11 protein-coding genes are annotated in these 12671 nt (G+C 71.1%); 5 read left to right on the top strand and 6 right to left on the bottom strand.

All coding sequences use genetic code 11. The annotated features are described in order from the left end of the window. Position 1 precedes the first annotated feature (1 nt). The 3 genes from ABD269_RS21825 (at position 2) to ABD269_RS21815 (ending at position 1612) form a co-directional block, all read left to right on the top strand. On the top strand, positions 2 to 424 hold the full coding sequence (locus tag ABD269_RS21825; RefSeq protein ID WP_087926101.1) for a roadblock/LC7 domain-containing protein: 423 nt from the start codon (positions 2 to 4) through the stop codon (positions 422 to 424). Between the two features lie 86 nt (positions 425 to 510). Further along, entirely contained in the window at positions 511 to 1050 is a 540-nt protein-coding gene (locus ABD269_RS21820; protein ID WP_116214071.1) for a DUF742 domain-containing protein, read from the top strand. Beyond that, positions 1031 to 1612 (top strand): GTP-binding protein, encoded by a 582-nt coding sequence (locus ABD269_RS21815; RefSeq protein WP_116214070.1) that lies wholly within the window; start codon positions 1031 to 1033, stop codon positions 1610 to 1612. Before ABD269_RS21820 ends, ABD269_RS21815 begins: the two co-directional genes overlap by 20 nt. A 109-nt stretch (positions 1613 to 1721) precedes the next feature. On the opposite strand, the gene ABD269_RS21810 is transcribed toward ABD269_RS21815, so the two are convergent. From ABD269_RS21810 to ABD269_RS21800, 3 genes are all read right to left on the bottom strand, one after another. Further along, entirely contained in the window at positions 1722 to 1919 is a 198-nt protein-coding gene (locus ABD269_RS21810; protein WP_301892072.1) for an acyl-CoA carboxylase subunit epsilon, read from the bottom strand. A gap of 12 nt (positions 1920 to 1931) precedes the next feature. Beyond that, entirely contained in the window at positions 1932 to 3515 is a 1584-nt protein-coding gene (locus tag ABD269_RS21805; protein ID WP_116214068.1) for an acyl-CoA carboxylase subunit beta, read from the bottom strand. A gap of 219 nt (positions 3516 to 3734) precedes the next feature. After that, positions 3735 to 6116, bottom strand: coding sequence for a polysaccharide lyase 8 family protein (locus ABD269_RS21800; RefSeq protein ID WP_344120199.1), 2382 nt, complete (start codon positions 6114 to 6116; stop codon positions 3735 to 3737). A gap of 242 nt (positions 6117 to 6358) precedes the next feature. Between ABD269_RS21800 and ABD269_RS21795 the strand changes: the two genes are divergently transcribed. Beyond that, complete coding sequence (locus ABD269_RS21795; RefSeq protein ID WP_344120197.1) at positions 6359 to 6988, top strand: YceI family protein; 630 nt, start codon at positions 6359 to 6361, stop codon at positions 6986 to 6988. A gap of 11 nt (positions 6989 to 6999) precedes the next feature. Here the strand turns inward: ABD269_RS21795 and ABD269_RS21790 are convergent, their stop codons facing one another. Further along, positions 7000 to 8553, bottom strand: a complete 1554-nt coding sequence (locus tag ABD269_RS21790) for an FAD-dependent monooxygenase (RefSeq protein WP_344120195.1) — start codon at positions 8551 to 8553, stop codon at positions 7000 to 7002. Between the two features lie 106 nt (positions 8554 to 8659). On the opposite strand from ABD269_RS21790, the gene ABD269_RS21785 reads away from it, so the two are divergent. Next, positions 8660 to 9292 (top strand): TetR/AcrR family transcriptional regulator, encoded by a 633-nt coding sequence (locus ABD269_RS21785; RefSeq protein ID WP_344120192.1) that lies wholly within the window; start codon positions 8660 to 8662, stop codon positions 9290 to 9292. Between the two features lie 78 nt (positions 9293 to 9370). Here the strand turns inward: ABD269_RS21785 and cimA are convergent, their stop codons facing one another. Next, on the bottom strand, positions 9371 to 10969 hold the full coding sequence (cimA, locus tag ABD269_RS21780; RefSeq protein ID WP_116214063.1) for a citramalate synthase: 1599 nt from the start codon (positions 10967 to 10969) through the stop codon (positions 9371 to 9373). Positions 10970 to 11249: 280 nt separating this feature from the next. Beyond that, the gene (locus ABD269_RS21775; protein ID WP_344120189.1) at positions 11250 to 12566 is read right to left on the bottom strand and encodes an MFS transporter; all 1317 of its coding nucleotides are present in this window, start codon (positions 12564 to 12566) and stop codon (positions 11250 to 11252) included. Between the last annotated feature and the right edge of the window lie 105 nt (positions 12567 to 12671).

Below are 12671 nucleotides of genomic sequence, written 5' to 3'. Positions count from 1 at the left end.
TGTGAGCCCGATGAGCCAGGCGGCGCAAAACCTGAACTGGTTGATCACCAGTTTCGTGGAGAACACCCCAGGGGTGTCCCACACCGTCGTGGTCTCCGCCGACGGACTCCTTCTGGCGATGTCCGAAGGTTTCCCGCGGGACCGCGCGGACCAGCTGGCGGCGGTCGCCTCCGGCCTGACCTCGCTGACGGCCGGAGCCTCCCGGATCTTCGAGGGCGGCGCGGTCAACCAGACCGTGGTGGAGATGGAGCGCGGCTTCCTCTTCATCATGTCCGTCTCCGACGGATCCTCGCTGGCCGTACTCGCGCACCCCGAGTGCGACATCGGCCTCGTGGGCTACGAGATGGCTCTCCTGGTCGACCGGGCGGGCAGTGTGCTGACGCCCGATCTCCGTGCCGAACTGCAGGGGAGCCTTCTCAACTAGCAAAGAGGCAGTGCGTTTCGCGCCACCGCGCCATAAGGTGCGGTGGCGCGACCAGCAGCAGACAGGCGAGTTGGAGGAGGATGGACGTGGCAACGCCCCCAGGCGGTTACCCGTATGGCAATGAACAGCAGGGGCAGCCCCCGCTGAACCGCTTCAACTTCCCCTCTGCGCCGAGCCACCAAGCGCACGCGGAGCCCCCGCGTCCGCCGCAGCACGTCCAGCCGGTGCCGCAGCAACAGCAGAACCGGCGCGCAGCCCAGGCGTCCCCCTCGGGGGGCAAGAAGCACAATCCGCTGGTCCGTCCCTATGCGATGACCGGCGGCCGGACCCGGCCGCGGTACCAGCTCGCCATCGAGGCGCTGGTGCACACCACGGCCCAGCCGTCCCAGCTCCAAGGGCAGTTGCCGGAACACCAGCGCATCTGCCATCTGTGCCGTGAGATCAAGTCGGTCGCCGAGATCTCGGCACTTCTCTCCATTCCCCTCGGCGTCGCCCGAATCCTCGTCGCCGACTTGGCGGAGGCCGGGCTCGTCGCCATCCATCAGCCCGGCGGCGACGAGTCCGCCGGCGGCCAGCCTGACGTGACACTGCTCGAAAGGGTGCTCAGTGGACTTCGGAACCTCTAGCGGCGAGGCAGTCCGCTCCACCACCTCCGCGAAGATCGTGGTGGCGGGTGGATTCGGCGTGGGCAAGACCACGTTCGTCGGCGCGGTCTCGGAGATCAACCCGCTGCGCACCGAAGCCGTGATGACGTCCGCTTCCGCGGGTATCGACGACCTCACGCACGCGCCGGACAAGACCACGACGACCGTGGCCATGGACTTCGGCCGCATCACCCTGGACCAGGACCTGATCCTGTACCTCTTCGGTACCCCGGGTCAGGACCGCTTCTGGTTCATGTGGGACGACCTGGTGCGCGGCGCGATCGGCGCCGTCGTCCTCGTCGACACCCGCCGGCTCGCGGACTGCTTCCCGGCCGTCGACTACTTCGAGAACAGCGGCCTGCCCTTCGTCATCGCCCTCAACGGCTTCGACGGACACCAGCCGTACACGCCGGAGGAGGTCCGTGAGGCCCTCCAGATCGGCCCGGACGCCCCGATCATCACGACGGACGCCCGCCACCGCAACGAGGCGAAGAGCGCCCTCATCACCCTGGTCGAGCACGCCCTGATGGCGCGCCTGCGGTGAGCGGATCGGCTGCGCCGACGCGAAAAGGTCCCCACACTCACGGAGTGCGGGGACCTTCTGCGTGTTCCGGGCGGGGCCTGGGCCTCGCCCGGATCAGGGCAGCGGAGCGCTAGACCTGCCAGCTGTGCGGCGCCCGGAAGCCGGACGTGCGCTCCAGGCGGCGCCACCCGGCGGGCGTGCGGCGGGGCCGGGCCACCGCCGGGGCGTTGCCTGCGGCTGCCGCACGGGCGAGCAGGACGGCCGTGACCGCGGCGACTTCCTCCGCGTCGGCGGTGCCCTTCTCGACGCGTACGAGCGTGTTCTCCATGCGTTGACTCCCTTACTGGGGCGGGTTGCCGTGCTTGCGGGAGGGCAGGTCCGCGTGCTTCGTGGCGAGCATCGCGAGCGACTTGATCAGCACCGACCGGGTCTCGACCGGGTCGATCACGTCGTCCACCAGTCCGCGCTCGGCGGCGTAGTACGGGTGCATCAGCTCGGCCTTGTACTCCTTGACCATCCGCGCCCGCATCGCCTCGGGGTCGTCCGCCTCGGCGATCTGCTTGCGGAAGATCACGTTGGCCGCGCCCTCGGCGCCCATGACGGCGATCTCGTTCGTCGGCCAGGCGTAGGTGAGGTCGGCGCCGATGGACTGGGAGTCCATGACGATGTACGCGCCGCCGTACGCCTTGCGCAGGATGACCGAGATCCGCGGCACCGTGGCGTTGCAGTACGCGTACAGCAGCTTCGCGCCGTGCCGGATGATTCCACCGTGCTCCTGGTCGACGCCGGGGAGAAAGCCCGGTACGTCCAGAAGAGTGATGATCGGGATGTTGAAGGCGTCGCACATCTGGATGAAACGGGCGGCCTTCTCGCTCGCCTCGATGTCCAGCACCCCGGCGAGGGACTGCGGCTGGTTGGCGACGATGCCGACGACCTGGCCGTCCAGCCGGGACAGGGCACAGATGATGTTGGTGGCCCAGCGCTCGTGGACCTCGAGGTACTCGCCGTCGTCGACAAGCTCCTCGATGACCTTGCGCATGTCGTACGGGCGGTTGCCGTCGGCCGGGACCAGGTCGAGGAGGGCCTCGCCGACGCGGTCGGCCGGGTCCTCGCTCGCCACGCGGGGCGGGTTCTCGCGGTTGTTCTGCGGCAGCAGCGACAGGAGGTAGCGGACCTCTTCGAGGCACGTCTCCTCGTCGTCGTAGGCGAAGTGGGCCACGCCGGAGGTCTCGGCGTGCACGTCCGCGCCGCCCAGGCCGTTCTGGCTGATCTCCTCGCCGGTGACGGCGCGCACGACGTCGGGGCCGGTGATGAACATCTGCGAGGTCTCACGGACCATGAAGACGAAGTCCGTGAGCGCCGGGCTGTAGGCCGCGCCGCCGGCGCAGGGGCCGAGCATCACGCTTATCTGCGGGATGACACCGGAGGCCCGGGTATTGCGCTGGAAGATCCCGCCGTAGCCGGCGAGCGCGGAGACGCCCTCCTGGATGCGGGCTCCGGCGCCGTCGTTCAGGGACACCAGGGGCGCCCCGGCCGAGATGGCCATGTCCATAATCTTGTGGATCTTGGTGGCGTGCGCCTCGCCGAGCGCACCGCCGAAGATCCGGAAGTCGTGGGCGTAGACGAAGACCGTACGGCCGTGGACGGTGCCCCAGCCGGTGATCACACCGTCGGTGTAGGGCTTCTTGCTCTCCAGTCCGAACCCCGAAGCCCGGTGCCGCCGCAGCGGCTCCACCTCGGAGAACGACCCCTCGTCCAGGAGCAGGTCGATCCGCTCCCGGGCCGTCAGCTTCCCCTTGGCCTTCTGGGCCTGGGTCGCCCGCTCGCTCGGACCACGCCGAACCTGCTCGCGGATGGCGTGCAGCTCGGCGACGCGCCCACGGACGTCACTCGCCTCTACGGGCGCACCTTCGAGATTGCTCATGCATAGACGGTACGTGGCGGGGCGGCCGGAAACTCATGTCGGTTCCATACAACGTCCTGCGTCATTTGGTGGGCAGGGATCACAGAAGGCCACAGCGACTGGGGTCCGGACCACCCCCAATAGGGGGTGCCCATTGTGAATACCCCACAAAAGTCCTTGACAGGAGCCGTAGGCTGCCCAACTTGACGGCCGTCCGGCGCGGGGCGGCACCCCTCTTGCTCACTCCAGAGCGACCGTACAGCGGTGGGTGGCGCAGGCCGTGCCCGGGGTGATCCTGAGCCGCAGTGTGTCACCTGTGGCCAGTACGCGCACCGAGGGGTCGTGGGCGGTCACCCCGCGCACCGGGCGGTGCCAGGTGAGGTCGAGGGGGGTGCCGGTGCGCGGCGGCTCGGCGAGGTGGAGGGTCGCGGTGCGCCCGCGCGCGGCCGGCGCGGGGCCGGGCGCCTCCCTGACGAGCACGGCCGCCGGGGCCGAGACGGTGAGGGCGCCGGCCGTGCCCGCCACCCAGAAGTTGGCGGCGGTGAGGCCGAGCGAGGGGAGGCGAATCGCCTGGCACTCGGGGGAGTTGGCGAGCACCGTGAGCCGGCCCGGATCCCCGGCCCATGCCGCCACGGCGCGCTGCCCGGCGCCGGGCAGCAGGAGATACGCGTAGGTCGCGCCGGCCGGGTCCGTGCCGTGGGGGCGGAGGAGAGTGAGGTAGCGACGGGTGAGACGGGCGGGACTGCCGCCGGAGTTGATGTCGCGCCAGGCGCCGGTACGGGCTTCGCACAGGGCCTCCAGGGGGGCGCCGCCCGGGAAGACATAGCCGCCGTGGCCCGCGAGGTGGACCCAGTGGGCGCGGGCGTAGGACCGCGCCCAGCCGGCGGTGGCGGCCTGCGGTTCGCCGTCGACGGTCAGGAGGGGCACCCCGTGCTCCCCGAGGGCGCGGTTGTCGACGACCGTTTCCACGGGTGTGCCGTCGCGGGCGGTGATGCCCGCGCCGAGGCAGACGACCGCATCGGCCGCGCAGAACCAGGACTTGCGGGCCTCCAGGGTGGAGGCGAGCCCCTTGAGGTGCTGCCCGAGGGCCGCGAATTCCCCGTCGGTGACGCCGCCCACCCAGCGCACGGCGGGTCTGGGCGCGCCCCAGCCGCCGCCTTCGTTGTCGGCGAGCCGCTTGGCCGAGACGGTCGTCCCGGGCAGCCGGTAGGGGTCGACGGTGGGCCAGAAGGCGTCCGTGTACTGTCCGTTGCCGCCCGGCGCCGCCCACCAGGAGAGCATTCCGGCGCCGGTGTGCCAGCCGCGGGGGTTCTCGCCGTTGCCGTTCTCGTAGTGGGTGATGCGGTCGGAGGCCATGGCGATGTTGACGGCCCAGCCGGGGCGGCGGTGCACGGCCCGGTCCATGGCGGCGAACAGCCGGTGCCCGACGGGCGCGGGCGCGGCCGGGCCCGGGGCGTCGAGGGCGGCGGCGATACGGGCGAGGTCGGCGACGCCGAACTGCGGGTCGGTCCGCAGACCGGTGCCGCGGTCCGCCCAGCCCTTGATCAACGCGTACCAGCGGTCCCGGTCGGCGGGGGTCGCGCTCGCGGCCAGCAGGGCGATGGCGGCGATGGTCGCGTGGCCGCGCTGGCGGTCGCTCTGCGGCAGCCCGCGGGGGTCGGCGCGCTGCAGGCCCCGGCTTATGGCGCGGCCGGAGACGCTGTCCATCATCAGGCCGTCGTGGATCAGGGGCGCATAGGCGTTCTCGACGCTGTCGTGGATGTTCCGCGCGGCCGGGTCGTCGACCTCCCAGCGCGATCCCCGCAGCAGGGCGAAGAGCCGCCCCAGCCCGTCGAGCAGGACCTGGCCGTAGGTGCCGGAGTAGGCGACCCAGGTGTGCTGGACGAACGAGCCGTCGGCGTAGAGCCCGTCGCCCCGGGCGACATGGGGGAAGACGGGCGAGAGGGCGTCGCGGGCGAGCGCGGTCCGGTCGGCGTCCGCGCCGAGGATGCCGCGCAGGGCGACGACGCGGCACAGGTCGACGCGGTTGGCCCCGGTGCTGGTGCCGGAGTAGTCGCCGAGCTCGGAGTCGGGGACGAAGTGGCCGATCGCGTCCAGCTGTCCGGCACGCCGCTCGGGACCGGCCTCGTCGTGGAGGAGCGTGAGCGTGTCGAGGAGCAGCCGGGGGCTGCCGATCTGCCACTCCCACCAGTTGCCGTACCGCGTGGTGCCCGAGTGGTAGACGCGCTCATGCACATGGTCGAGCCCGGCGAGGACGTCGGCGGCGAGGCCGGCGTCCCCCGTGAGCCCGGTGCCGGGCTGGGCGTACGCCTGCGCCATGGTGTGCAGCCGGGCATGGCTCTGGGTGATCCCGCTGGGCGGGTCGAAGGGGGCGTCGGGCCAGAGCGAGGCGGGATCGGGTCTCATGCTCGCCCGGTAGGCGCGGGCGAGCTCTCCGGTGCCGCGCAGGACGGTGGCGTAGGGCTCGGCGCCGGCGTCGAACCCGGTGCCGAGCATGATGGCGCGCCAGCGCTGCCGCAGCACCGGGAACTCCTCCCCCGGCCCGGCGAGGGTGAGGCCGAGCGCACCGGCGGCGGAGGCGGCGAGGAAGCCGCGGCGGGTCCAGGCGGGGACGGGCGGCACGGCGGGATCCTTCCGGTGGCAGGTGCGACGCGGAACGGCTGCGGTGGGCGAAGGGGCGTCGTGCGGGCGGCGAGGGCACACCGTGGCACGCCCCGGAAGGGCCCACAAGGGACACGACCGCGCCCGGCTCGGAATGCGCCAGGAAATCACCCCCGCCAGATGTTGAAACTTGAACCAGATCGCGCTAACGTCCTTCTCGTTGAACATTCAACGACACCTCGACTCGCACCCAGGAGCACCCCATGGCCCTCTTCGCCCGCAAGCGCGACAACGCCGCCACCGCCACCCTCGAAGCGCCCGCCACCACGGCCGTCGACCCGGCGCTGGCCGCCCTGACCGGCGAATACACCATCGACCCGGCCCACAGCAGCATCGGCTTCACCGTGCGCCACGCCATGGTCACCAACGTCAAGGGCTCGTTCACCGAGCACGAGGGCACCCTGCGCCTCGACGGCTCCGACCCCTCCCGCTCCACCGCGTCCCTCGACGTGCGGATCGAGAGCGTGGACACCGGCATCAAGGACCGCGACGCCCACCTGCGCGGCGCCGACTTCTTCGAGGCCGAGCGCTTCCCGCTGATGACCTTCCGCTCCACCACCGCCCGGCAGCTCGGCGGCGACCGCTACCGCGTCACCGGCGACCTCACCATCAAGGACGTCACCCGCCCGCTCTCCATCGACCTGGAGTTCAACGGCTCGGCCACCGACGTCTACGGCAACGAGCGGGTCGGCTTCGAGGGCGGCGCCGAGATCCTGCGCTCCGACTGGGGCCTGACCTGGAACGCCGCCCTGGAGACCGGTGGCGTGATGGTCAGCGACAAGGTGAAGCTGACCTTCGACATCTCCGCGGTCAAGTCCGCTCCCCAGGCCTGATCCGTGCGGTGTCAGCGGCCGAGGCGCTCCAGACGGTCGACGACCTCGGCGCCTCGGTCCACCGACGCCGTCAGGGCGACGTGGTTGTCGGGCCGCACGAGCACCAGCCCGCCCCTTCCGGCCCTCCCCGGCCCGTCCGCACCGCCGCCCTCCCGTCCCGCCATTCCATACGCCCGCCACGCGTGCCCCTCGGGATCCGCCAGCCCCGCGCCGCTTCCGTCGATGAGGCACGTACGGACCAGTTCGCCGCAGGCCGCCGACACCCGTGCGAGTGCCGCCGCGCTCTCCGGGCCGAAGCCCAGCAGGGTGAACCGGGGGCCGGCGAAGACCTCGAAGAGCCTGACGGGCGCGCCGGTCAGGGCGTCGTGGCACGGTGCGTCCGGCGCCCGCTCCCCCGCCGCCGGCCCGCCCCACGCCAGCGAGCTCCAGCCGTATCCGACGCCCAGAGTGGTGAGGTCGCTGCTGAACCCCGCCTCCGTGCCGACCCCCGCCTTCCGCGCCCCCTCCCTGACGGCCCGCAGCCGCTCGTTGGTGATCTTCAAGGTCCAGGCGGCCACCGGCAGCCGCTCCTCCTCATAGGTGTCCAGCAGCCCCTCCCCCGCCGCGCCGTTCACGACGAGGGCGAGCTTCCAGCCGAGGTTGTAGCCGTCCTGGATGCCGGTGTTCATGCCGAGGCCGCCGGCGATCGAGTGGATATGGGCCGCGTCGCCCGCGAGGAAGACCCTGCCGACCCGGAAACGCTCGGCCATCCGGACATTGACGCGATACGTCGAGAGCCAGCCCGGGTTGGTCAGCCGCAGCCCGGGCATCCGCGCATGGCGGTCGAGCTGGCGCTGGAACACCTCCAGGGACGGCTTCGCATAGCCCCCATCGGAGTCGGGCTCGGGCGAACTCTGGAGCTGCCAGCGCGGGGTGCCGGGCAAGGGGCAGAGGAGAACGGCGCCGTCCTCGTCGATCCACTGGTGCCAATAGCCGCGGTCCAGGCCGCCCTCGACCTCGACATCCCCGACCAGCGCGAGCTCCGGTTCGGCCGCCCCGTCGAAGGCCACCCCGAGCGCCTTGCGGACCATGCCGCGGGCGCCGTCGCAGCCCACGAGATACGCGGCATCGACGCGCCGGCCGTCGGCGAGTGTCACCGCCACCCCGTCCTGGTCCTGGGTGAACTCGGCCACCTCACTGCCCAGTTCGACCCGCACCCCGTACGATGCGAGCTTCGCCCTGAGGATCCCCTCGGTCCGCCACTGCGGTATCCACAGCCCCGTCGCGTAGGGCACGTCGGGCGACGGGGCCGCACCCTCCCCAGGCGCATGGTCGGCCACCGCGACGCCGTCCCGGTATTTGCGGAAGACCAGGCGGGGGTTGCCCGCTGCCGTGAACTCCTCCCCCATGCCGAGGTCGGCGAGCACCTCACGGCTGCGCTGGTTGAGCCCCTTGCCCCGCGAACCGTCGTGGAACGCGGGCGACTTGTCGACGATCCGCACCGGGACCCCGGCCCGGGCGAGTGTGCAGGCCAGCGTCAGACCCGTCGGCCCTGCGCCCACGATCAGCACTGCGGTGGTGGTCATGCGGTGTCCCTCCGTCGTTCGGTACGTCCATCAAAGACCCCGCGGAGAAGAAATGCAACTGAGTAACAAAAGATCCTGGGTAACAAACGCCTGATAGAGTGAACCCGTGACTGACGAGACCGGACTGCGGGAACGCAAGAAGCAGCGCACACGGCAGGCGCTGTCCGAGACGGCGATCGAGCTCTTCCTCGCGCGCGGCTTCGACCAGGTGTCGGTCGCGGACGTGGCCGCCGCGGTGGAGGTGTCCAAGCCGACGCTCTTCCGCTATTTCCCGGCCAAGGAGGATCTGGTCCTCCACCGCATCGCCGACCACCAGGGCGAGGCGGCCCGCGTGGTGCGCGACCGGCCGGCCGGGCTGTCGCCACTGGCCGCGCTGCGCACGCACTTCCACGAACGCCTCGACGCCCACGACCCGGTCACGGGCCTCAACGACAACCCCGCCGTGCTGGCCTTCCACGACCTGGTCTTCACGACGCCGAGCCTGGCGGCGCGACTCGTGCGGTACACGGCGCGGGACGAGGAGGAGCTGGCCTCGGCGCTGCTCGTCGCGGGAGGTGACGAGCTCACCGCTCGGCTTGCCGCTTCGCAGATCGTGACGGTGCAGCAGCGGATCGCGCGCGTGAACTGGGGGCGGATTGCGGGTGGGTCGAGCGCGGTCGAGGTTCTGCCGCTTGCTCACGCGGATGCGGATGTTGCGTACGAGCTGCTGGGGGGCGGGGTGGGGGTGGTGTACGGCTGAGGTGGGCGGGGGATTTTTCCCCTACCCGCCCCTTCCCTCAACCGGGGCTCCGCCCCGGACCCGCCCCCAACCCCGGCACTACTCCTGCGGTTCCACCCCCGCGCGGCGCAGGCCGTACGCGTACGCGTCGTCCAGTGCCTGCCACGACGCCGCGATGACGTTCTCCGCCACGCCCACCGTGGACCACTCCCCGCTCTCGTCGCTCGTGGAGACGAGGACCCTGGTGATGGAGCCCGTGCCCAGGCTGCCTTCCAGGATGCGGACCTTGTAGTCGGTGAGCTTCAGGGCGGCGAGCTGGGGATAGATGCGTTCCAGGGCGACGCGCAGGGCCCGGTCCAGGGCGTTGACCGGGCCGTTTCCCTCGGCGGTGGCGACGATGCGTTCGCCCTTGGCCCACAGCTTCACGGTCGCCTCGTTGGCGTGCGTGCCGTCGGGGCGGTCCTCGACGATGGCGCGCCAGGACTCCACCCGGTAGTAGCGGCGCGCCCGGCCCTCCGTCTCCTGGCGCAGCAGCAACTCGAAGGAGGCGTCGGCGGCTTCGTAGGTGTACCCCGCCAGCTCGCGCTCCTTGACGCGCTCGACGACGCGGCCGATCAGCTCGCGGTCGCCGCCCAGGTCGATGCCCAGTTCCTTGCCCTTGAGCTCGATGGAGGCGCGGCCGGCCATGTCGGAGACCAGCATCCGCATGGTGTTGCCGACCCGCTCCGGGTCGATGTGCTGGTAGAGGTCCGGGTCGACCTTGATCGCGGAGGCGTGCAGCCCGGCCTTGTGCGCGAAGGCGGAGACGCCGACGTAGGGCTGGTGGGTGGAGGGGGTGAGGTTGACGACCTCGGCGATGGCGTGCGAGATCCGGGTCATCTCGGCGAGCGAGCCCTCCGGCAGCACGCTGCGGCCGTACTTGAGCTCCAGGGCGGCGACGACGGGGAAGAGGTTGGAGTTGCCGACGCGCTCGCCGTAGCCGTTGGCCGTGCACTGCACGTGCGTCGCGCCCGCGTCCACGGCGGCGAGGGTGTTGGCGACCGCGCAGCCCGTGTCGTCCTGCGCGTGGATGCCGAGCCGCGCCCCGGTGTCGGTGAGCACGGTGCGGACGACGGACTCCACCTGCCGGGGCAGCATCCCGCCGTTGGTGTCGCAGAGGACGGCCACGTCGGCGCCCGCCTCGTGCGCGGTGCGCACGACCTGCGTCGCGTAGCGGGGGTTGGCGCGGTAGCCGTCGAAGAAGTGCTCGCAGTCGACGAAGACGCGGCGGCCCTTCGCCCGGAGGTAGGAGACGGTGTCGCGCACCATCGCGAGGTTCTCCTCCAGCGTGGTGCGCAGCGCGAGTTCGACGTGGCGGTCGTGGGACTTGGCGACCAGGGTGATGACGGGGGCTTCCGAGGCGAGCAGCGCCGCGACCTGCGGGTCGTCCTCCGCACGCACGCCCGCCTTGCGGGTGGCGCCGAAGGCGACGAGCTGGGCGTGCTTGAAGTCGATCTCCAGGCGGGCCCGCTGGAAGAACTCGGTGTCCCGGGGGTTCGCGCCCGGCCAGCCGCCCTCGATGAAGCCGACGCCGAAGTCGTCCAGGTGCCGGGCGATGGTCAGCTTGTCCGCGACGGTGAGGTTGATGCCTTCGCGCTGCGCGCCGTCACGCAAGGTGGTGTCGAAGACATGAAAGCTGTCGTCGGTTGCGTCCGTCATGCTGCTCTGACTCCTGTCGGGATCTCGGTCTACCGGATTGACCGGTTCCACCGTCCCCTCATGGTCCCTCGCGCCTCGCCCCGGCGAGGTGGTGCCGGGAAACGAAAAGACCTCTCGCGGGTGCGAGAGGTCTGCGCGCGGGTCTGGGACGACGGTGGCCGCGCCGTACGTCGTGGGTACGGCGGGGTCACTGCGGACCGGCGCGCTCACTGCCCATAATCGTGGCGAGGTGAAGCACGGGGCCATCTTGGCACGGGGCCGGGCGCGGTGCGGTCCGGTCTCACGATGCGGTCACTTCGGGCGTTCGGGGCACTTCGTCGCGCCGTGCCCCCTTCAGGTCGATGTCCCGCGTCTCGCGCATCGTGAGATAGACGACCAGGGAGACCGCCGCGCAGCCCGCGACGTACCAGTAGAAGCCCGATTCCACGCCCGCCTTCTTGAACCACAGGGCCACGTATTCCGCCGTGCCGCCGAAGAGCGCGTTGGCGACCGCGTACGGCAGGGCGACGCCCAGGGAGCGGATGGCGGTGGGGAAGAGCTCGGCCTTCACGCACGCGTTGATCGACGTGTAGCCGGTGACCACGACCAGGGCGAGCAGGGACAGACCGAGCGCGGGCCAGAAGGAGCCCGCGTGTTTGAGCAGGGTCATGATCGGCACGGTCAGGAACGTGGAGCCCACCGCGAAGGTGATCAGCAGCGGGCGGCGGCCGATGCGGTCGGAGAGCGCCCCGGCGAGCGGCTGGAGGCAGGCGAAGACGATCAGCGCGCAGAAGCTGACCAGGGTCGCGGTCTGCTTGGGCAGGCCCGCGCTGTTGGAGAGGTATTTGGTGAGGTAGGTGGTGTAGGTGTAGTACGCGACCGTGCCGCCCATGGTGAGCGCGACGACCAGGAACGCCTCCCGCTTGTGCCGCAGCAGCGCGCGGATGGTGCCCCGGTCCTCCGGCGCCGTCGCGTCCGCTCCGCCGATCTCCTCGTACGCCTCCGTCTCCAGCATGTTGCGCCGCAGGTAGAAGATGACGGCGGCGCCGAGCGCGCCCACGACGAAGGGGATGCGCCAGCCCCAGCTGTGCAGCTCGCCGCTGGAGAGGGTGTGCTGGAGCAGGATCTGGAGGCCGAGGCCGATGATCTGGCCCGCGGTCATCGAGACGTACTGGAAGCTGGAGGCGAAGCCGCGGCGGCCCGGCGCGGACGCCTCGGTGAGGTAGGTGGCGCTGGCCGCGTACTCGCCGCCGACGGAGAGGCCCTGGAGCAGCCGGGCGACGAGGAGGACGGCGACCCCGCCATAGCCCGCGACCCCGTAGGTCGGGGCGACGGCGATCAGCACGGCGGACGCCGACATCAGCGACACGGTCAGGGTGAGTGCCGCCTTGCGGCCCTTGCGGTCGCCGACCCGGCCGAGCAGCCAGCCGCCGACCGGGCGCATGAAGAAGCCGACCGCGAAGATGCCCGCGGTGTTCATGAGTTTGGCGGTGTCGTTGCCCTCGGGGAAGAAGGCGCCCGCGAAGTAGGTCGCGAAGCTCGCGTAGACGAACCAGTCGAACCATTCGACCATGTTGCCGGCCGAACCGACCCAGATCTTCTTCCAGTGCTGTCCCATGGTCGATCACGGTGACGGAACAGCGGGGTTTCGGACAAGGGTCCGGGCGACAACGATCATGCGTACTTGCGTGCGTTGTGATCACCGCGCACGCAAGTACGCGAC

The organism is Streptomyces blastmyceticus, from assembly GCF_039521185.1.
Lineage (GTDB): Bacteria > Actinomycetota > Actinomycetes > Streptomycetales > Streptomycetaceae > Streptomyces > Streptomyces blastmyceticus.
This window is presented reverse-complemented; position numbering and strand designations above follow the sequence as displayed.